Here is a 20,066-nt window from a genome sequence, read left to right as displayed (position 1 = left end):
CAGCCGAGGTGTAGCCGAGTGGTCGGCGGCTCGTCGAAGTGGCTCCCAACTCTGCTGGTCGTCGATACCGTTTTCCCATGACGGATCTACGCCGAGCATCGGTGGACGAGGTTCTGCAGCGGGTCGAGGCGGCCCTGGGGACGCGGCTCGACCGGACCACCGTGGTCCGCAAGCGGCGGTCGGTGGGAGCTCGTACGGAGCGCGGCACGTGGGTACGCATCGAGCGGCGAGGGCTGGACCGGATCGGCGTTCAGGGCGGGGACGGCACGCCTTCCGCAGAGGCACTGCAGGGGATTTCGAAGCCCGAGTGGCTGGTCGGCATCGCTTGGCGGGACGAGGCCGAGCCGGTCATGTGGCGAGCTGATGAGACCGAGCTTCTGCCATCCGCACCGGTCGGGTCCGCAGTTGTGGCCGAGGCTCCGGATCTGCCCTCCGGGTGGTGGGCGGAGCTGAATGCTTCGCTCGATGCCCTCGCGGGACAGCAGACGAACCGGATCGCCACGCCGGACACGGAGACGATCACCCAAGCACTGGTGACGCAGACGATCCGTCAGGTGTTCCCGGACGTCGACGCCACGGTGAGTGAGTGGTGCCCAGCGCACGCGGATCTGAACTGGGCGAACGTGACGGCGCCGCAGTTCTGCGTCTTCGATTGGGAGGACTGGGGCATGGCCCCGCGCGGCCTTGACGCGGCGACCTTGTGGGCGGCGTCGCTTGCCGTTCCGACCTTGTCCGATCGCGTCCGCGTCGAACGGAGGGCGGACTTCGCGAGCCGGGACGGCAAGCTGATGACGTTGTTCGTCGCGGCGAAGCTCCTCGGGCCGTACGCTCGCCCCGGGGATCCGCGCCTTGCCGGTGCTCGTGCGGTGGCCGAGCAGGTGGCGAAGGAGCTTCATGCGCCCTGACGCACGAACTGCCGGTACTCCCTCCTCTCGGACCTCGCGCCGAAGGGCGTCCATGGGGCTGGCGTCGGTCGGTTCAATCTTGCGGCCGACGATCACCCCCGGTACGGGTCGATACCAGGGCGGATGCGCTTGATCAGCAGCATGGTGTCGTTCGGGGTGAGGAGGACGGATCGGAAACGGTGCTGCGTGGCGCTCTGCTTCCTGTTCGATGGGACGGCCGGTCAGTGAAGGAGCGTGTGCCGTCGCTCGGACGACCAAGTTCAGGACAACGGATCCCCCAGCGCCCTACCTCCCTCTACGCTCGACTCATGACGAATCGAGACTTCATCGTGGTGACCACCACTCATGACGCCGAGGACAAGGCCCGTGCGCTCGCTGCGGCTATGGTCCGTGAACGTCTCGCCGCCTGCGCGCAGGTCTACCCGATCAACTCGGTCTACTGGTGGGACGGTGACGTGCAGGCCGAGCCGGAGTGGCGCATCGACTTCAAGACCCGCGCGGACCTGGCCGACCGCCTGGCCGCCTTTATCGGCGAGCAGCACAGCTACGACACCCCGGAGATCATCGGTGTCCCCGTGGTCACCGGTAGCACGGCGTACCTGGACTGGGTGAACTCCGAGACCGTCAACTGACAGCACCCAGCGTGGCTCGGATCTCGTCACTGAAGCCACGGGCCACGCTGTTCTGCTCCGGCAATTGCTTGGCGAGGGAGAGAAGTCGGACCTTGCCCATGGTCGTCTCGGTCTCGACGGTGGCCGCCAGAGCCCGTCGGCCGATCTCCACCGCCTGTTCGACGTCGCCCGTCATTAGATAGCCGGTCGCCATGTCGCCAAGGATGGCGACCCGGACCTTCGTGTCATCGCTCCCCAGCGCGGTCAGCGTCTCGTCGGCGGCAGCTCCGAGCGCGGGATGGTCCAGCGTCGCGTAGGTGGCAACGGTCATGGAGCCGAGCCGTGCACGGCGGAAGAAGCTCACCCATGCCTGCTCGCCGTCCGGATTGGCGTAGTCGAATGCGGTGGTAGCCCGTTCCAGTGCTCGGATAGCTCCTTCGCGGTCGCCTTGCTTCGCCGCTTCCTCGGCCTCTCGTGCGCACAGCCACGCTCGCGCCGTCGCATACCCAGGGCCTCGGACCTGGTCCTGTGCCGCCGACAACATCTCCCTGGCCTTGGCTGGGTCCACTCCGTACGACGCATAGCCGAGCGTCAGCGCGTTGACTGCACCGTGTCCGGCGTTCTTCCCGGCAAAAGCGGCCGTCGAGTAGTACTGGCGGGCTGTCGCGTAGTCGCCGAGGTCCCAGTGGATCCAGCCTGCCAGCGCCGCCGTCTCGCCTGCAGTGATTGTGAGCGCCCGCTGATGGGCACCCGCGCTGGGGAGGACTGAGGTGATGGTGTCCAGATGGGCTGATAGCCGGGCTGCGAGGAGACGGGCCGGTGTGTGTTCCTCAGTCGTGAACATCAGGGCCGTTGAGCGTTCCAGGCGATCCATCGGCTGACCGTCTTGCCGTCAACGCCGCATGCCTCTGCGAGCTGCGCTTCGGTCATCTTGGCACTGGCCATCGCACGGCGGAGAGCGTGATTCATAGTTCACCTCTTGGGCCCGTAGGGGACGGGACGAACCGTATCGGTGAGGTGTCCCAAACGTCCCGCAAACGCGGTTGGAAGCTGCCGGGTTCTGCCAGCGAGCGGCGCCCGTCAGGCCGGGATCTCCGAACTCGCGGGAACGGGAGGTTGGACGCCGGTGAGTTCGGCGGCTCGGGCGGCGAGGAGCGGGGCGAGCTCGGGGTAGTAGCCGCGTGCGACGGCTTGCAGCATCTCGGCGAGGGCGGCGCGTTCGCCGATCCGGCCGGCGGGGGAGCCCAGCACGTCGGCGAACTCCGTGCGGATGCGACCGGCCACCTCGGGGACGAGGAGGCTGTTCACGTGCAGTATGCCGAGGTCGTAGCCCAGGGGGAGCAGGCCCCAGCGCTCCCAGTCGAGAATCACCAGCGGCGCGGTCAGGTTGCCCCAGTGCAGGTCACCGTGGCCGGTGACCCTCTCGACTTTCTCCGGGGCCGGGACACCGAGGAACTGGGGGAACGCTTTCTCGAACCAGCTGTCTCGCACCGTCGTCCGCACACCCTGAGCCTGCCCGAGCTGGGTGAGGGCACGACGCAGGCTGTTCCACCACTCGTCAGGCAATCGGGGATCGTGGTCCAGATCGGGGCGGTGCGGCGAGATGACCGGGTGCGTCACGAAGTCGAGGAGGTCGGCGCCGTAGCCGAACCCGTCCGTGACCCAGTCGAGCGAGCCGTGCAGCCGAGGGCGCGGTACGTCGTCAGGCACCAGCGCCTCCGCACCCGCGATGCCTTCACCGCTCGGCCGAGCACCAGCGGTTCGTTTGGTCGAGAAAACGCGCAACCACCTGCTTCCGGCCCGCCGGCTGAGCGTGAGTCCCTGGACTCCCCAGACCGGGGCGCCGTCACAGTGCACCCCCAATCGGTAGGCCGCGTCCCGGTGCGCGGCCTCCATCCGCAACCTGATTGCTTCATCCGGTGGCGAGTACATCGATCACCCTTCCGAGTCGGTCAACGTCCAGCGGTTCGGCCAGTGCCTGGGCAGCATCGTTCCAGTGCTGCTGGCTGCTGGCCGACAACAGCACCACGTCCAGCGCGGGGCACGAAGCCGCCACCAACAGCGCAGCGGCCGGGGCCGACAGGCCGGGGCGGATCAACTCCACCAGTTCGGGTGTCATCAGCCCGGGCAGCTCACCGCCGTGCAGTGGCGCGGAACCGAAGGTGGTAACCCCGAAGCGCCGCGCGTCCACGAGCGGTCCACCACCCTGCAGCCCCTGCGCGATCTGGTCGGCCATCACCAGGCTCACCGGCAGTTGCAGCCCGCTGAAGTTGTGCGAGTCTGAGCCGGCAGCCTCCCGAGCGAGCCGTGCGAGATCCGGCACCGTGAACGCGCCCGACTCCAGACCCGACCAGGTGGCGACGCCGTACCCGCCGATCCTCCCGGCCTGGGCGAGCTCCTCCAGCACGGCGAACGCCGCCCGTAGTGAACCATGCAGTCGGCTCCGGTCGCGGTCCGGTGCGGCTCGCTCGGGGTTGTGCACGAACACCACGCTCGCGCGGCCCAGCACCCTCAGGGACTGCGCGGTCTGCCAGCGGACGAACGCGGGGTCGAGGCAGTGCCCGATGGCCGCCTGTTCCTGGCTAATCACCCCGGCCGCGACAGCGGAACGACCCTGTGCGACCGTGTGGAACCCCGTCTTGGTGCTGACCCCGCCTGTCGGGTGCTCAGCCAGAACGGGTGCCAAGTCCTGGTGCGCCCGACCGTGCGCGTAGTTGGGGGCTGTGTCCACCCACGCCGCTCCGGAGGCGAGGGCGGTGCGCGCCGCCTGCTCGACGGCGCGCACCCGGTAGGTTCCCAACGCGAGAACGGCTGTCACAGCGCCGTCCCCACCACAGCAGCCGCTTGGCCCTCGATCAGGACGGACACCAGCGAGGCCACGTCCTTGACCTCCAGGTCGGCCGTCGCGGCCAGCGAGGCCAGCGTGACCGGTTGCCCTCTCAGCAGCACCCGCAACAGCGGGCCGGCCTGATCGGCGAAGTCCCATTCGGTCCCCGCCGCCGCAAGCGTCACAGTGCCTTCGGCTTCGTTCTCCGTCAGTCGTGCCCGAGGAGCGGTCAGGCGCACCGACACCTCCGGACGATTCGGAAGGCCGTTGACGTAAGGCAGCGAGGGCACCGCACGGCCGAAGTGGGTGGTGTCCACCGACTGAGCCCAACGGCTGACCAGATCCGGATCCGCCAGCTCGACCGCCATCACCTCACACAACTCGGCGACGAACGCGGCCTGTTCGGGCGGTGAGCCGAAGCGTGGCACGTCCAGCCGCAGCGCGAGTCGCGAACGCATCTCATCCACGACCCAGTTGAGCAGATCGGCCCCGGTGTGGGTGACCAGGCCGAAGGTCAGGTGCAAGGACTCGGTTCCCTGGTCCGCGCTGACCGCATGCCACCAGCCGCGCGGCACGTAGAGCACGTCACCAGCGTTCAGTACCAGGTCGGCGAGCGGTTCACCCTGTGGCTCCTCCGGGGCTTCCACGTCGCGGAAGGTCGGAGCGGTCCGGGTGGCCCCGAACAGCTTCCATCGCTTCGCCCCGTACATCTGGACGACCACCACGTCGTGGTCGTCCCAGTGCGTCCCGAAGCCCTCGCGCTCGGTCCACGAGGCGTAGGCGTTGACCTGCACTTGCGTGCCGACGAACCGTTCCAGGGCGTCGGCAGCGGCCCCGATCGGTGGGTGGATCGTGTCGATCGAGTCCAAGACGAGCGAGGCGCCCTTGGTCAACTGGGCGTGGAGGTCGGCCGGGTGAAGGCGGTGCCAGGTCACGGCTCGCCGGTTGGTCATCGGCACCGTGTACCGGGTGTGGGGCACCGTCTCGCCGTCCAGAGACAGGCGAAGCCGCGGGGGCTCCAGTCGGTGGGTGGCGAGGATGGTGTTCAGGTCGTCCCAGGACAGCAGGCCGGCGACATCGGCGGCCCTGCCCGGGAAGACGGCGTAGGAGCGGTGGAGCGTCTGGGCGAGGAAGGACTCCCCGCCCAGACGCGCCGCCCACGAGGCAGCATCAAGCATCGTGGGCGTCCGACTCAGGTGTCGTTCTGGTCGGAACGGCCGCCCGTGTTGTCGGACGGCTGCTCGGCACGGGTCCGAGCAGCGGTGATCTTCCTGGCAGCGACCAGGAGACCACCGTCAGCGGCCGGGGCCGCCGGGGTGTCCTGCACCATGTGCTTCTTCCCTTCTATTTGGGAACTCCCACCGGGGTTTCCGGCGGGAAGACTTCGGGTGGCGCCAGCGGGGAGGTTCCTAGGCGGTGGTGAGCGACGGCAACGGTTCACCAGGCTCCGGAGGTTGCGCCGCCCGAGCCAAGGCGGCGGGCCGAGAATCGCTCGCCACGGCGCTGGAAGACACCTCGAACCAGGTCCGCTTACCGCCGGTCTCAAGGGATTCCATGCCCCAGGCCGTGGCCAACGCGTCCACCAGGAAGAGCCCGCGCCCGGACGTCGCCTCAGCCTCCGAGCCGACTGCCTCTGGCAGCTCCGCACTGGTATCGGCGACCTCTACACGGAGCCGCATGCCCGTCCAGCGGACGGACACCTGGCAGGTCTGCGCGGTGTGAACCACGGCGTTGGTGATGACCTCGCTGGCCAAGAGTTCGACGTCGCGCAGCGCCTCCTCCGTCAGTGGCAGCTCCCACCGTCGGACAGCCTGTATCACCAGCCGCCGGGCTTCGGGCACGGCCTCGGCGCTGGGCTGTACACGAAGGCCGAAGGGTGCCGGTGTGGGGATGTGGCGTGTGGCGACGGACATTAGTGCGGACCTTTCACCGGGATGGGTCGACAGTTGGCCAACCCCTGCCGGAATTCACCCGGCAGGGTCTACAGAACTGCCTCCAAGCCCGCTGGACCAGAGCAGAATTGATGCACCGATGAGGCATCGGTGCTGCATGCTGTGGCATGACCTGGCGTTTCGGCTCCGGCCTGACTGGCGCATCATGGGAGGACACGCGATGGCACCCAGGAGACACCAGTTCATCCAGCGCAGGGAGGCAGTCGGCCACACGCAGGAATCGCTGGCTGAAGTCCTCCGGGTGGACCGCACAACCGTGGGACGCTGGGAGAGTGGCAGAGCGACCCCGCAGCCATGGATGAGGCCAAAGCTCGCCCGCGCCCTGAAGGTCTCGGCCGATCAGTTGAGCGAGCTGCTTGCTGTACGACCACCAGTACCACAGGACAGAGTCCCGTGTACCCACAGCAGTCAGGGCGGAAGCCGGCTCCCGGAGCCTGACTGGCCACCGGAAGACGGCGCCCGTTCGATCGTTGCCGCAGTAGCAGCCGACTCGGCAGAGTCAGCCCACTTTCTCGCTATCGCGAGTGCGACCAACGTGGATGAGGCCCTGCTGGAGCAGATTGACGCGGATGTTGCCCGACTCGCGGCTGACTACGTCAGCAGACCCGTGGCCGAGCTCTTCCACGAGATCGGAGCTCTCAAGCGAGCCGTGTTTGAATTGGTCCGAGGACGCCAACACCCTTACCAGGCAGCCCAGCTCTACCTCCAAGCGGGACGCCTGTGCGGGCTGGCCACTCACGTTGCCCTCGATCTCGGCCAGTACACGGCTGCGGCCACTCACTCACGAACGGCCTGGCGGTGTGCAGAATCCGCCGGTCACAACGGGCTTCGGGCCTGGACCAGATCTGTCCAGTCGCTGATCGCATACTGGCAGCAGGACTACCGCCGGGCTGCCGAGTTGGCCAGAGCTGGGCAGCCGTTTGCCGACGGCGGGACCGTTGCCGCCCGCCTTCTCAGCCTCGAAGCTCGCGCCGCCGCTGCCCTCGGCGATACGGCGCAGGCCTTGCGGGCGGTGGAGGCCGCAACTTTAGCTCGAACTACGGTACTTCCCGATGTGGACCTTCCCGGTGTGTTCGCTTTTCCGGAGGCCAAGCAATGGGCGTATGCGGGTACCACACTCCTTGCCCTGGGCAGCCGCTCGCACGTGAATCGGGCGATCGACGCGTCAACCATGGCTATCTCCATGTACGAGTCTGCGCCGCAGCAGGATCAGTCCTCTGGCGACCTGCTGGCCGCCCGCCTTGACCTTGCCGGCGCTCGCCTCGACCTTGGCGACATTGCTGGTGCTGGGAAGGAGCTAGCCGTCGTGCTCGACGCCGCACCCGACCGACGAACGGCCAGCATCTCCACCCGCCTCAGCGCACTGAGCAGTCGTCTCTCCGAGCCCGTCTACGGAGGCTCCCCAATCGCCCGGAGCCTCCGCGAGAATGTCCGGGAAGCCTGTTCCCGGCCCGCGCTCACCAACCCCTCGGAGCCAGTCACGTGACGAGCAATACCGCCCCGCAGGACGCAGCAGTTGCCGACAGGACGACCCTCGCGGGCAAGGCGTACGCCGACGGACGCCACCTGGCGGCCCGTCAGTCGATCTACCGATGGCAGCATCCGCAGTACGATCTGCCGGGACTCGTCACGGAAGAACTGGCCGAGGTCAACGGCACCGTTCTCGACATCGGTTGCGGCAACGGCAAGTTCGTCAGTCGCCTGCACCAGGAGCGCCCGGATCTACGGGTCGTCGGAGTGGACATCTCGGCTGGGATCCTCGCCGATGTCGCGAAGCCGGTTCTGGTGGCTGACGCCCAGGCTCTGCCCTTCACTGACGGCATCGCCGACGCGATGCTCGCGCTCCACATGCTGTACCACGTGCGGGACATCGCGGCCACGGTGAAGGAACTGGCACGGGTCCTCCGGCCCGGCGGCCTGCTCGTCGCCTCGACCAACAGCGACGCTGACAAGCGCGAGTTGGACCAGCTGTGGGCAAGGGCGGCGGGCGACGTGCTCGGTGTTCCCGAGGGACCGGCACGGGTGTCGCTCAGCTCTCGCTTCTCGTTGGAGAAGGCCCCTGCCTTCTTGGCTGCGGAGTTCAGCGACGTCCGGGTTCGAGAACTGCCGGGCATCATCGAAGTCACCGACCCGGCCCCGGTGGTGGCCCATCTCGCCTCGTACGATGCCTGGGCCGAGCAGGGCGGGGTGCCGTTCCAGGAAACCGTGGTGCGGGCGCAGGAGATTGTTGCAGAGGCCATCGCCAATGAGGGCTGTTTCAGGATCAGTTGTCGCGGTGGAATCCTCGTTTGTGCGTCATAGCGCGGTTCGCAACCGCATCTGCGAAGATCGGAGCCATGATGGCCGAGCGTCCCTTCGTCCTGCTGAGCGTTGCCAGTTCGATTGACGGCTACATCGACGACACCTCGCCGCAGCGCCTGCTGCTCTCGAACGCGGACGACTTCGATCGGGTTGACCAGGTGCGGGCCGAGTCGGACGCCATCCTCATCGGTGGCAACACCCTGCGCAGTGACAATCCGAGGCTGCTGGTCAACAGCGAGAAGCGGCGGGCCGATCGGGTGGCGGCGGGCAAAGCCGAGTACCCGTTGAAGGTCACCGTCACTGGTAGCGGCGATCTGGACCGGGATCTCAAGTTCTGGCACTTCGGGGACAAGAAGGTCGTCTACACGACGGACGCCGGAGCACTGAAGCTGCGTGATCGCCTCGACGGGCTGGCGGATGTGGTCAGCACGGGCGAGACCGTGGACTTCGGGGTGATGCTCGCTGACCTCGCCGGCCGGGGTGTGGAGCGGCTGATGGTCGAGGGTGGCGGCCAGATCCACACTCAGTTCCTCTCACAGGGGCTGGCCGACGAGGTCCATCTGGCCGTCGCGCCGCTGCTGGTGGGGGAGGCGGGAGCGCCGCGCTTTGTGTATCCGGCGGAGTTCCCCGGTGGCAGCAGCTGGCGGATGCGGCTGCTGGAGGCGCGGGCCGTGGGGGACGTGGTGCTGCTGCGGTACGCCCCGAGGGAGGCATCGGCATAAGGGGGCGCACAGGGGCGCGCGGTGCGGTTGCGTATGGTGGTTGCGCGATCGCGGAGTGTGGTTTTCGGTGCTCGTGGCGGTGTAGCGTGCGCGGTGGAACGGGTCGCCCCTGAACGGAAAGGGGCGAGCCCGGGCGGGTGTTCGAGCACTCGGCCGGGCTCTTCACCCGCCGAGTGGAAGAAGCCACCGGGGATGCTCAGGCATGTTATCGCGCCCACGCGCGCCTTCACGCAGATCGCCAACGCGCACATCTGGGATGACGACCTGTCAGATTCCGCCTTCCGGCTGCTGGTTCGCGCACTGGCGCTCTCCGACGAGGCTGCCCAGAGGACGACGGTGACGGAGCTGGCCGCCGGGTTGACGGGTGGCCGGATCACCGCCGACCGGGCGCGGCGGCAGCTCACCAGGGCCGGGCTGCTGCACACCAGCAAGTGCCGCAGTGCGACAGGGCAGTTGCGCTCGGAGTCGCTGGTGTCCAGCGTGCCGTTGCGGCCGGGGGAGGCGGAGGAGCTCTTCGCCGTGCGGCGGGATGGCGGCGGCGGACCGGGTGCCGGAAAACCGAAGGACGAACGGGCCGTCAGCCCGTCATCCGGCATCGCCCTCCCTACGGGAGAAACACTGCGGGACAACACGACTTCCCCCCTCCCGGTCCCGCAGCCCTCAGAGCCCCCAGAGCCCCCAGAGCCCCCAGTGGATCCTGACGGCCGCCTGGAGCTGGCGGAGCGGGTGCTGCGGTCGCTGCACCTGGTCGACGCCCGCCTGGTGCTCGGCTCCCGGGGCGTGGCCCGCCTGGCCCCGCTAGCCGCCGAGTGGCTGGCCAGGGGCGTCAGCGTGGCGGGTCTGCGGCACGCGCTGACCTCGGGGCTACCGGTATCGGTGAAGAGCGCCGCCGGGCTGATGCGCAACCGGCTGCAGGAGAAGATGCCCGCCCACGAGCTGGACGATCTGCCGGTGAACCTGGCCGTCTGCACGGACTGCGAGCGGCCGTTCCGCGTCATCGCGGGCGAGGACCGCTGCGCGAGCTGCCGCACCGATGCGGCCACCCAGCCCCTGGAGCCCGAACCGCCGCGCCTGGGCTGGCGGGAGCGGCTGCGGCTGGCCGGACCGCTGGGAAGTCCCGCGCTCCCGTAGGCTTCCGGGCGTGACCAGTGAGTACCCGTTCCCCGACCTGCTCGGCGCCGCCACCGGTATCGGCTCGATGCCGGGTACCGATGCCCGGGAGGCCGCGAAGACCTCGACCGGCGCGCTCGAACAGCTTCCGTTCCTGCCCGAGCTGCCGGCCCGCGGGCCCGGGGCCGACATGATCGGGCGCTCGGCCGGCCTGCTGGTGGAGCTGTTCGCCGAGGTGCAGCCGAGCGGTTGGCGGTTCGCCGACCGACCGGGCCGGGACACCCGAAGGGCGCACTCGTGGCTGGGCGAGGACCTGGACGCGCTGGAGGAGTTCACCCAGGGGTACCAGGGGGCGCTCAAGCTCCAGGCGGTCGGGCCGTGGACGCTGGCCGCGAGCATCGAGCTCAAGTACGGCGAGAAGGCGCTCGCCGACCCCGGCGCCTGCCGGGACATCGCCGGCTCGCTGGCCGAGGGGCTGCGCCGCCACCTCGCGGACGTCCGCAAGCGGGTTCCCGGTGCGCAGTTGGTGCTGCAGCTGGACGAGCCCACGCTGCCCGCCGTGCTGGCCGGCCGGGTGAAGACGGCCAGCGGCTTCCAGCGGCTGCGCTCGGTGGACCGGCAACTGGCCGAGGAGGTGCTGCGGGAGCTGATCCGAAGCGTCGATGCTCCGGTCATCGTCCATTCCTGTGCCCCCGGGGTGCCGATCCCGCTGCTGCGCCGGGCCGGGGTCGCGGGCGTGTCACTGGACTTCGGTCTGCTGACGGAGCGTGAGGACGATGTGATCGGCGAGGCGGTCGAGGCGGGCACGGTGATCCTGGCCGGTGTGGTGCCGTCCACCGACGAAGATATGTCCGACCCGGCCGGTAGTGTCACGGGTGTCAGGACGTTGTGGCGCAGGCTCGGGCTCGATCCGGAACTGCTGGGCCGCCGCGTGCTGGTGACACCGACCTGCGGCCTGGCCGGCGCGAGCCCGGCCTACGCCCGCAAGGCGTTGTCACTCAGCGTGAGGGGCGCCCAGAGCCTGGTGGACAACCCGGAGTAGCGAACAGGAGGCTCAAGGTGGCGGCGGTCGAGGGCTGGGAGGACGTCCCGGCGCAGGTGCGCAGGCGGCACGCGGAGCTGGCGACCGAGATCGAGGAGCACCGGGTCCGCTACTACGAGCAGGACGCTCCGATCGTCAGCGACGCCGAGTTCGACGCGCTGATGCGGGAGCTGGAGGCGCTGGAGGCCGAGCATCCGGCGCTGGTCACGCCGGATTCGCCGACCCAGAAGGTGGGCGGCGGCGCGGCCGAGGGCTTCACCAAGGTCGAGCACCGCGAGCGGCTGCTCAGCCTGGACAACGCGATGGACGACGGGGAGCTGGCCGCCTGGGCGGACCGGGTGGCCCGCGAGCTGGACGGCATCGACTACCACTACCTGTGCGAGCTCAAGGTGGACGGCCTGGCCGTCAACCTCACCTACGAGCACGGGCGGCTCACCCTGGCCGCCACCCGCGGCACCGGCCGGGTCGGCGAGGACATCACCGCCAACATCCGCACCATCAAGGAGATCCCGCACCAGCTCAAGGGCGACGACCTGCCCGCCCTGGTGGAGATCCGCGGCGAGGTCTACCTGCCCACCGAGGCCTTCGAGGAGCTGAACGCCTCGTTCGCCGCCGAGAACGAGCGCCGCAAGGCGGAGAACGAGGAGCGGGCCAAGGAGGGCAAGCGCCCGCAGGCGCTGCTCAAGCTGTTCGCCAACCCCCGCAACGCCGCCGCCGGTTCGCTGCGCCAGAAGGACCCGCTGGTCACCGCCTCCCGCCCGCTGCACATGGTGGTGCACGGCATCGGTGCCCGCGAGGGCTTCGTCATCGACTGCCAGTCGCACGCCTACCAGCTGCTGCGCGACTGGGGGTTGCCCACCGCCAAGCACAACAAGGTGGTCGGCACGCTGGACGAGGTGCGGGCGTTCATCAAGCAGTACGGCGAGCAGCGCCACTCCGTCGAGCACGAGATCGACGGCGTGGTGGTCAAGGTGGACGAGATCGCGCTGCAGGGCCGGCTCGGCTCCACCTCCAAGTCGCCGCGCTGGGCGATCGCCTGGAAGTACCCGCCGGAGGAGGTCACCGCCAAGCTGGCCTCGATCAAGGTCGGCATCGGCCGCACCGGCCGGGCCACCCCGTACGCCGTGCTGGCCGAGCCGGTGAAGGTGGCAGGCTCGATGGTGCAGTACGCCACCCTGCACAACCAGCAGGTGGTGAAGGCCAAGGGCGTGCTGCTCGGTGACACCGTCGTACTGCGCAAGGCCGGTGACGTGATCCCGGAGATCCTCGGCCCGGTGGAGGACTTGCGGGACGGCACCGAGCAGGAGTTCGTGATGCCCTCGCACTGCCACGAGTGCGGCAGCGAGCTGCGCCCGATGTCCGAGGGCGACATCGATCTGCGCTGCCCCAACGCGGAGTTCTGCCCGGCCCAGATCCGCGAGCGGATCGCCTACCTGGGCGGACGCGAGTCGCTGGACATCGAGGGGCTGGGCTATGTGGCGGCCACCGCGCTCACCCAGCCGCTGGAGCCTGCTGACGCTCCTGTCAAGAACGAGGGGGACATCTTCGGTCTGACCGTGGAGCAGCTGCTGCCGATCCGGGTGCTGGTGCGCGACCCGAAGACCGGCATGCCCAAGCTGGACGACGCCACGGGGGAGGAGCGCGAGGTCGCCTTCTTCGCCAACCTCAAGGGCCAGCCCAAGAAGAACACCACGGTGCTGCTGGACAACCTGGCCGGCGCCAAGGAGCGCCAGCTCTGGCGCTACCTCAACGGCCTGTCGATCCGTCATGTCGGCCCGGTGGCCGCCCAGGCGGTCGCCCGTGAGTTCCGCGACCTGGACCGGATCTTCGCGGCGAGCGAGGACGAGCTGGCCGCGGTCGAGGGGGTCGGGCCGATCATCGCCAAGGCCATCGTCGAGTGGTACCAGGAGGATTGGCACCGGGAGATCCTGCGCAAGTGGCGTGAGGCGGGGGTGCGGTTCGTCGAGGAGGCCCCCGAGGAGGAGGGCGAGCGCCCGCTGGAGGGGCTCACCGTGGTGGTCACCGGCACGCTGGCCGGGCACACCCGGGACGGCGCCAAGGAGGCCCTGGTGGTCCGGGGCGCGAAGGTGACCGGGTCGGTGTCGAAGAAGACCGACTTCGTGGTCGTCGGCGACAACCCTGGGTCGAAGTACGACAAGGCGGTCCAACTCGGCCTGCCGGTGCTGGATGACGCCGGATTCGCGGTGCTGCTGGAGTCCGGGCCGGCCGCGGCGCGGGCGCACCTCGGACTGCCGACCGGCGAGGAGGAGCCGGTCGAGGTAACCACCGAGGGGGCTGACCAGGGCTGACGTGTCCCTCTTGTTATCGTGCTGATGCCCCGTCACCTGGGTGCTGGGCGCGTAAAGAGGGCATCGTGTCACTGTGCGGCGCCGGTTCCGTGCTGACGTGCTCGCGGATGACCGAAAGTCCGCCCTCCCGATGGGGGCGGACTTACCCTGGAGCGCAACAGTGTGTCAGCAGGAGTGGGGGGCACCGGCCAGCGAGATCAGCGGGTGGCCGGCGCCGACAGGGGCGCTTCCAGGCTGAGACCGACTGGCACTCGATCAGAAAGTGCCAGGCCGACCGTTCTTCGGATCGGCTCCAGCCGCGATGCGGCCTGGCCGGGGGCGGGCCTGACGGAGGACAGGGCGTATGGATCGTACGACCGGCGGTGCGCCGACGCGTCCGCCGCAGGGGGTGGCAGGCGCCGTCCTGCTGCTCGGCGTGCTGCTGGCCGGTGCCGCACCGCTCATTCCCCTGGCCGTGCTGGTCTGCCGGCACGAGCCCGAACTGCTGCCGTTGTTCGCGGTGCCGCTGGCCGTGCTGGTGGCCGCCTGGCGGATCGCCCGGGATCGGGCCCGGGACCAGCTCACCGATCCGCTCACCGGCCTGCCCAACCGGCATGCCCTGCTGCTCGCCGCCCAGGAGGCGATCGCCGAGCACCAGGACCAGGGTGACTACTCGGTCGGGCTGATCCTGCTCGACCTCGATCGGTTCCGATCGCTCAACGACACGCTCGGTCACGCCGCCGGGGACCGGCTACTGGTGCACATCGGGCGTCGGCTGCACCGGGTGCTGCGCGGCGGGGCCGCGGACGGCCGGCCGGCCGCGCCCACCTCCTCCTGTGCCGGCGCCGCCGCCGCCCTGGTGGCGCCGCGGTCCGTCGGCGGCTTGGCACCGCAGCCCGCGTCCTTCGCCGCCACCACCATCTCCGCGGCCTCGCCCATCCCCGCCCCACGCCAGGCCCCGCTGACGGCGCCGCCCGCCTCGTCGCCGCCCGCCTCGTCCCTGGCCGCCGAGCGCCGCCGGGAGACCGGCGAGCTACTGGCCGGCCTGGAGCCGCTGGCCGAGAACGGCCGCCGCGCGGTGGTGGCCCGGATGGGCGGCGACGAGTTCGCGGTGCTGCTGCCCGGCGTCGGCCGCCCCGACCTGCTGGAGCGCCTCGCCAAGGCGCTGATCGCCGAGCTGGCCGCCCCGATCCGGCTGGACGGCCTGCTGCTGGTGCTGGAGGCCAGCGCCGGCGTCTGCGTGTACCCGCAGCACGCCGACGACGCAGAATCGTTGCTGCGCCGGGCCGACGTGGCGATGGGCCACGCCCAGCGCTCCCGCACCGGCGTCGCCCGGTACGACAAGTCCCAGGACGTCGACACCCCGTACCGGATCGGCCTGCTCGGCGATCTGCGCCGGGCCCTGGAGACCGGCGAGGTGCAGCTGCACTACCAGCCCAAGGTGGCCTTCGACGGCCGGGTGGTGGGTCTGGAGGCGCTGCTGCGCTGGGAGCGGCCCGGGCGCGGCCGGGTCTCGCCGGACGAGTTCGTGGGCCTGGCCGAGTCCAGCGGCCTGATGCCCCGGCTGACCGACTACGTGCTGGAGGCCGCGATCGGCCAGCTGGCCGCCTGGCGGGCCCATGACCTCCAGGTGCAGGTCGCCGTCAACGTCTCGCCGCGGGACGTGCTCAGCCCCGGCTTCGCACAGCGGGTGGCCGAGCATCTGGGCCGCCACCAGGTGCCGGCCCACGCGCTCCAGCTGGAGATCACCGAGCGGCTGCTGCTCGACGACTCCCGGCTGGCCGCCGACACCCTGGCCCAGCTGCGCCGGCAGGGCGTCGGGATGTCGCTGGACGACTTCGGCACCGGCCACTCCTCGCTGGTGCGGCTGCGCAGCCTGCCGGTGGGCGAGCTGAAGATCGACCGGTCCTTCGTCTCCCGGATGGTCGCCGACCACCACGACGCCGCGGTGGTGCGCTGCTCGGTGGAGCTGGCCCACTCGCTGGGGCTGACCGTGGTGGCCGAGGGCGTGGAGGACGACGCCACCTGGGAGCGGCTGCACAGCCTCGGGGTGGACGCCGTCCAGGGCTGGCTGGTCTCCGCCGCGCTGCCCGCCGACCAGGCCACCGCCTGGCTCAAGGTGCACCGCACCGGCCCGCCGCCGGCCGAGCGGGTGCCCGGGCTGCGGCGCTGGACCGGGATGGCCGAGCTGTCCCGCCCGGGGGTGCCGCGCCAGCCGCTGGCCCCGCCGAGCCAGGCTCCGACGGCCCCTCAGTAGCCCCGGCCGGACGCCGGCAACCCCTCAGTAACAACGGTCACGCGCCGTGCCCCCTAGGATGGTCGGTAAAGACAAGGAGGACGGGTCGCTCCCGCGTGCGGTGATCGCGTGCGGTGATGCCGTTGCCGTCCTCGCCCGAACTCACCCTGAGGATCGCTGCATGCCTGGCATCACGCGCGAGGAGGTCGCCCACCTCGCCCGGCTGTCGCGTCTGGAGTTGCAGGCCGAGGAGCTGGACCACCTCGCCGAGCAGCTGGACGTGATCATCGGCGCGGTCGCCCGCGTTTCCGAGGTCGCCGGACAGGACGTCCCGCCGACCTCCCACCCGCTGCCGCTGACCAATGTGCTGCGCGCCGACGAGGTGCGGCCGTCGCTCAGCCCCGAGCAGGCGCTCTCCGGCGCCCCCGCCGCCGAGGAGCAGCGCTTCCGGGTCCCGCAGATCCTCGGGGAGGACTGACCAGCCATGACCGACCTCATCAAGCTCACAGCGGCGGACACCGCCGCGGCGATCAAGGCCGGCCGGGTCAGCGCCGTCGAGGTGACCCAGGCCCACCTGGACCGGATCGACGCCGTCGACAAGAAGGTCAACGCCTTCCTGCACGTCGACACCGAGGGCGCGCTGGCCGCCGCCCGCGCGGTGGACGCCAAGCGCGCCGCCGGCACCGAGCTCGGCCCGCTGGCCGGTGTGCCGCTGGCCCTCAAGGACGTCTTCACCACCAAGGGCGTGCCGACCACCTGCGGCTCGAAGATCCTCGAAGGCTGGATCCCGCCCTACGACGCCACCCTGACGACCCGTCTGAAGGACGCGGACGTGGTGATCCTGGGCAAGACCAACATGGACGAGTTCGCGATGGGCTCCTCCACCGAGAACTCGGCCTACGGCCCGACCGGCAACCCCTGGGACCTGTCCCGGATCCCCGGCGGCTCCGGCGGCGGCTCGGCGGCCGCGCTGGCCGCCTTCGAGGCCCCGCTGGCGATCGGCACCGACACCGGCGGCTCGATCCGCCAGCCCGGCGCGGTCACCGGCACGGTCGGCGTCAAGCCCACCTACGGCTCGGTCTCCCGCTACGGCCTGGTCGCCTTCTCGTCCTCGCTGGACCAGGGCGGCCCGTGCGCCCGCACCGTGCTGGACGCGGCGCTGCTGCACGAGGCGATCGCCGGCCACGACCCGCTGGACTCCACCTCGATCAACGCGCCGGTCCCGGCCGTGGTCGAGGCCGCCAAGATGCGCGACATCCGCGGCATGCGGATCGGCGTGGTCAAGGAGTTCGCCGGCGAGGGCTACCAGGCCGGCGTGATGCAGCGGTTCAACGAGTCCGTGGAGCTGCTGCGCGAGCTGGGCGCCGAGGTTGTCGAGGTGTCCTGCCCGTCCTTCACCCTGGCGCTGCCCGCCTACTACCTGATCGCCCCCAGCGAGGCCTCCTCCAACCTGGCGCGCTTCGACGCGATGCGCTACGGCCTGCGGGTCGGCGACGACGGCTCCCGCTCGGCCGAGGAGGTCACCGCGCTGACCCGCGAGGCCGGCTTCGGCGCCGAGGTCAAGCGCCGGATCATCCTGGGCACCTACGCCCTCTCCTCGGGCTACTACGACGCCTACTACGGCTCGGCGCAGAAGGTCCGCACCCTGATCTCGCGCGACTTCGACGCCGCGTTCGCCGGGGTCGACGTGCTGGTCTCGCCGACCACCCCGACCACCGCCTTCCCGATCGGCGAGCGCGCCGACGACCCGATGGCGATGTACCTGGCCGACCTGTGCACCATCCCGTCCAACCTGGCGGGCAACGCGGCCATGTCGCTGCCCTGCGGGCTGGCGCCGGAGGACAATCTCCCGGTCGGCCTGCAGATCATCGCTCCCGCGATGGCGGACGACCGCCTGTACCGGGTGGGCGGCGCCGTGGAGGCCGCACTCGACGACAAGTGGGGGCACACCCTGCTGGAGGAGGCACCGGCACTGTGAGCAAGATCGAGAAGGCCAAAGGCTTCAAGCATTCGAAGCCCGGCCTGCTGCTGTCCATCGGCACCAGCGCATTCGGCGCCCTGAGCATCATCAAGGACGTCAAGAAGGCCCGCTCCGAGCAGGACCGCCTGCTGCTGGCCAATGCCCTGGTGGGGGCCCTGGCCCTGGCCACCGGCACCGCCCTGCTGGTCCGCGAGCTGCGCCGGCTCGGCAGCGACGACGTCCTCGCGGACTGAGGTCAAGAGTGATCGAGTCGGCCAGTACCCGGCGTACTGGCCGACTCGGCCCGCACAGACTCGGACGGGAAGGAGGACGATGCGATGATTACGCGGATTGAGATCGACGGCTTCAAGTCGTTCCTCGGGTTCTCGCTTGACCTCACCCCGTTCACGGTTCTCGCTGGGCCGAACGGGTCAGGGAAGTCCAATCTGTTCGAGGCGATCGATCTCGCAAAAGGTCTGATCACGGACCGAGACGGCCGAAGTTGGCTTCGGGGTGGGCGGCGCGGTCAGCTGATCGATCAGTTCCACACCGGACCCGATGGCGTGACTGCTCGCCGGATGCGCATCGCCGTACGGTTCCTCATCTCGCTCCAGGGCTACGGCCTCCAGCATGTGGAGGCTGTTATCGAGTCCGAGCTTCGTGAGGCACCCGGTATGCCGGAGACCGTCGTGCGGTTGGCCTCGATCTCGGCAGAACCACAGGGCTGGGCGCTGACCGAACAGGAACTGGGCGAGATCCGTCGGACGGTGCTTGCGCCGGGATCTCTCGACCAGCTCGCCGCGTCGAAGAACATCCGGGTGGGTGACTTCTTCAGTGAGTTCCAGGGCTGGAATGTTCTTGCGCCCACGCCGGAGATGATGCGCAAGCCCGCGGACCTCTATGCCACGGACAACATCCAGTCCTGGGGCGGCAACCTGTCCGCCGTGGTCGGCCGGATGCTGCATCCCGAAGCCGGTTCACCGGGAGAGCAGGCATCGTTCAGTCTGCTGGCCGACGCTGCCGCTGTCCTGCCCGGACTCACCGGCCTGGTCCCGACTCCGGACCCGCATCGCGGTGTCTGGGATCTCGACCTCAGCTACGAAGCGTCGGCGAAGGTGCCGATCCGGCTGGCCTCTGACGGCACGCTGCGGGTCCTCGCGGTGCTGACTGCGGCCCATGACACGCAGAGCCCCGGCACGCTGATGATCGAGGAGCTGGAGAACGGCCTTCACCCCGGGCAACTTCGCGAGCTGGTGCGCCGGCTGCGTGCCACCACCGGGATATCGACGAGGCGGCAGGTCCTGCTCACCACCCACTCGCCAGTCCTGCTGTCCGCACTGCTGCCGGATCACCGGGGCGACGCGGTCTTTATTGACGCCGTGACACGTGTGGGTGGTGCGGCCCGACCGGTTCGCCACACCCGCGCCCGTCGGTTCGCCGACTCCGGCGAACCCGGGACCTACGTGCCGATGCGTGAAGCCCGGCGGTACCTGGAGAGTGCCGTGGCGGATTCCGGATGACCCGTTACCTGGTGCCCGGGTTGATCGCCGAGGGGCCGGACGACGAGGTGTTCCTCGGGCGGGTCATCGTCCGCCAGCTGCTCGCACTGGGCGCGACGGCCAGGGTGCCGTTCGATGTGCAGGAGTTCGTGCTCCGGGGGGACTGCTGGTCCACCAAGGGGCCCGAGCAAGTGGCCGCAGCGGTCGATGACCTGACCGCCGACTGCCATGTCGTCTTCCTGCACAACGACCACCGGGAACGGGGCAAGATCGACAAAGCGGCGTCGCTGACCGTGTTGCCCCAGGACCGGCGGATGGTCGGTATCGTGCCGGTGCGGGAGACGGAGGCGTGGTTGCTTGCAGACGGCGCGCTGCTCAGGACGGTGCCCGGCGCGGTGGCCGACCTCATCCCCGCTTCACCCGCCCAGGTGGAGAAGGTCGCCGACCCCAAGGACCTGTTGAGCCGTATTCTTCCTGGTTACGACTCCAGATTCCTCTCTGAGAAACTTAGCAACGAGATCGACCTGGTTCGTCTCAGGGCTCTACCCGCCTACCGCGCGTGGTGCGAGGAGCTCACCACCGTACTGAAGGAGTTGCACTTCCTGTGAGCGTC

19 protein-coding genes and 1 pseudogene are annotated in these 20,066 nt (G+C 69.8%); 14 read left to right on the top strand and 6 right to left on the bottom strand.

The window, feature by feature from the left end; genetic code table 11:
* Nucleotides 1–77: 77 nt before the first annotated feature.
* A complete protein-coding gene (locus P3T35_RS36990) occupies nucleotides 78–905 on the top strand; it encodes a phosphotransferase (RefSeq protein WP_180356587.1) in 828 nt (275 codons plus the stop codon).
* A 308-nt stretch (nucleotides 906–1,213) separates the two neighbouring features.
* Nucleotides 1,214–1,537 carry a divalent-cation tolerance protein CutA gene (cutA, locus tag P3T35_RS36985; RefSeq protein ID WP_101382295.1) on the top strand — a complete coding sequence of 108 codons (324 nt, stop codon included), beginning with the start codon at nucleotides 1,214–1,216 and terminating at the stop codon, nucleotides 1,535–1,537.
* Here cutA and P3T35_RS36980 read toward each other — a convergent pair.
* The 6 genes from P3T35_RS36980 to P3T35_RS36955 form a co-directional block, all read right to left on the bottom strand.
* Complete coding sequence (locus P3T35_RS36980; RefSeq protein ID WP_143676905.1) at nucleotides 1,530–2,390, bottom strand: hypothetical protein; 861 nt, start codon at nucleotides 2,388–2,390, stop codon at nucleotides 1,530–1,532. The genes cutA and P3T35_RS36980 overlap by 8 nt on opposite strands.
* Before the next feature lie 206 nt (nucleotides 2,391–2,596).
* Nucleotides 2,597–3,226 (bottom strand): phosphotransferase, encoded by a 630-nt coding sequence (locus tag P3T35_RS36975; RefSeq protein WP_280709357.1) that lies wholly within the window; start codon nucleotides 3,224–3,226, stop codon nucleotides 2,597–2,599.
* Nucleotides 3,227–3,428: 202 nt separating this feature from the next.
* Nucleotides 3,429–4,334, bottom strand: a complete 906-nt coding sequence (locus P3T35_RS36970) for an aldo/keto reductase (protein ID WP_101382298.1) — start codon at nucleotides 4,332–4,334, stop codon at nucleotides 3,429–3,431.
* Nucleotides 4,331–5,521, bottom strand: a complete 1,191-nt coding sequence (locus P3T35_RS36965; RefSeq protein ID WP_101382299.1) for a cupin domain-containing protein — start codon at nucleotides 5,519–5,521, stop codon at nucleotides 4,331–4,333. Before P3T35_RS36965 ends, P3T35_RS36970 begins: the two co-directional genes overlap by 4 nt.
* A 14-nt stretch (nucleotides 5,522–5,535) precedes the next feature.
* The gene (locus P3T35_RS36960) at nucleotides 5,536–5,673 is read right to left on the bottom strand and encodes a hypothetical protein (protein WP_180356588.1); all 138 of its coding nucleotides are present in this window, start codon (nucleotides 5,671–5,673) and stop codon (nucleotides 5,536–5,538) included.
* Nucleotides 5,674–5,752: 79 nt separating this feature from the next.
* Nucleotides 5,753–6,256, bottom strand: a complete 504-nt coding sequence (locus tag P3T35_RS36955) for an ATP-binding protein (RefSeq protein WP_101382300.1) — start codon at nucleotides 6,254–6,256, stop codon at nucleotides 5,753–5,755.
* A gap of 574 nt (nucleotides 6,257–6,830) precedes the next feature.
* Between P3T35_RS36955 and P3T35_RS36950 the strand changes: the two genes are divergently transcribed.
* The 12 genes and pseudogenes from P3T35_RS36950 to P3T35_RS36895 all read left to right on the top strand — a co-directional run bounded on the left by P3T35_RS36950 (nucleotide 6,831) and on the right by P3T35_RS36895 (nucleotide 20,061).
* Nucleotides 6,831–7,781: an XRE family transcriptional regulator gene (locus P3T35_RS36950; protein WP_280709352.1), complete on the top strand. Its 951-nt coding sequence runs from the start codon at nucleotides 6,831–6,833 to the stop codon at nucleotides 7,779–7,781.
* A complete protein-coding gene (locus P3T35_RS36945) occupies nucleotides 7,778–8,596 on the top strand; it encodes a class I SAM-dependent methyltransferase (RefSeq protein WP_101382301.1) in 819 nt (272 codons plus the stop codon). The genes P3T35_RS36950 and P3T35_RS36945 overlap by 4 nt, the downstream gene beginning before the upstream one ends.
* Before the next feature lie 38 nt (nucleotides 8,597–8,634).
* Nucleotides 8,635–9,318: a dihydrofolate reductase family protein gene (locus P3T35_RS36940; RefSeq protein WP_101385278.1), complete on the top strand. Its 684-nt coding sequence runs from the start codon at nucleotides 8,635–8,637 to the stop codon at nucleotides 9,316–9,318.
* A 192-nt stretch (nucleotides 9,319–9,510) separates the two neighbouring features.
* Nucleotides 9,511–10,449: a hypothetical protein gene (locus tag P3T35_RS36935; protein WP_101382302.1), complete on the top strand. Its 939-nt coding sequence runs from the start codon at nucleotides 9,511–9,513 to the stop codon at nucleotides 10,447–10,449.
* A 67-nt stretch (nucleotides 10,450–10,516) separates the two neighbouring features.
* Nucleotides 10,517–11,470, top strand: a complete 954-nt coding sequence (locus tag P3T35_RS36930; RefSeq protein WP_280709370.1) for a methionine synthase — start codon at nucleotides 10,517–10,519, stop codon at nucleotides 11,468–11,470.
* Nucleotides 11,471–11,487: 17 nt separating this feature from the next.
* Nucleotides 11,488–13,779, top strand: coding sequence for an NAD-dependent DNA ligase LigA (ligA, locus tag P3T35_RS36925; RefSeq protein WP_101382304.1), 2,292 nt, complete (start codon nucleotides 11,488–11,490; stop codon nucleotides 13,777–13,779).
* A 475-nt stretch (nucleotides 13,780–14,254) separates the two neighbouring features.
* Nucleotides 14,255–16,015, top strand: a pseudogene (locus P3T35_RS36920) (bifunctional diguanylate cyclase/phosphodiesterase); the annotation flags it as partial.
* 160 nt (nucleotides 16,016–16,175) lie between these two features.
* Nucleotides 16,176–16,472, top strand: a complete 297-nt coding sequence (gene gatC, locus P3T35_RS36915) for an Asp-tRNA(Asn)/Glu-tRNA(Gln) amidotransferase subunit GatC (RefSeq protein WP_101382305.1) — start codon at nucleotides 16,176–16,178, stop codon at nucleotides 16,470–16,472.
* Nucleotides 16,473–16,478: 6 nt separating this feature from the next.
* A complete protein-coding gene (gene gatA / locus P3T35_RS36910; protein ID WP_101382306.1) occupies nucleotides 16,479–17,972 on the top strand; it encodes an Asp-tRNA(Asn)/Glu-tRNA(Gln) amidotransferase subunit GatA in 1,494 nt (497 codons plus the stop codon).
* Nucleotides 17,969–18,208 (top strand): hypothetical protein, encoded by a 240-nt coding sequence (locus P3T35_RS36905; RefSeq protein WP_101382307.1) that lies wholly within the window; start codon nucleotides 17,969–17,971, stop codon nucleotides 18,206–18,208. The genes gatA and P3T35_RS36905 overlap by 4 nt, the downstream gene beginning before the upstream one ends.
* 84 nt (nucleotides 18,209–18,292) lie before the next feature.
* Nucleotides 18,293–19,474 carry an ATP-binding protein gene (locus P3T35_RS36900; RefSeq protein ID WP_101382308.1) on the top strand — a complete coding sequence of 394 codons (1,182 nt, stop codon included), beginning with the start codon at nucleotides 18,293–18,295 and terminating at the stop codon, nucleotides 19,472–19,474.
* Nucleotides 19,471–20,061 carry a DUF4276 family protein gene (locus P3T35_RS36895; RefSeq protein ID WP_101382309.1) on the top strand — a complete coding sequence of 197 codons (591 nt, stop codon included), beginning with the start codon at nucleotides 19,471–19,473 and terminating at the stop codon, nucleotides 20,059–20,061. Before P3T35_RS36900 ends, P3T35_RS36895 begins: the two co-directional genes overlap by 4 nt.
* Nucleotides 20,062–20,066: the final 5 nt, after the last annotated feature.

The sequence above is a fragment of the Kitasatospora sp. GP30 genome (genome assembly GCF_029892145.1).
Taxonomy (GTDB): Bacteria; Actinomycetota; Actinomycetes; order Streptomycetales; family Streptomycetaceae; genus Kitasatospora; species Kitasatospora acidiphila.
This window is presented reverse-complemented; position numbering and strand designations above follow the sequence as displayed.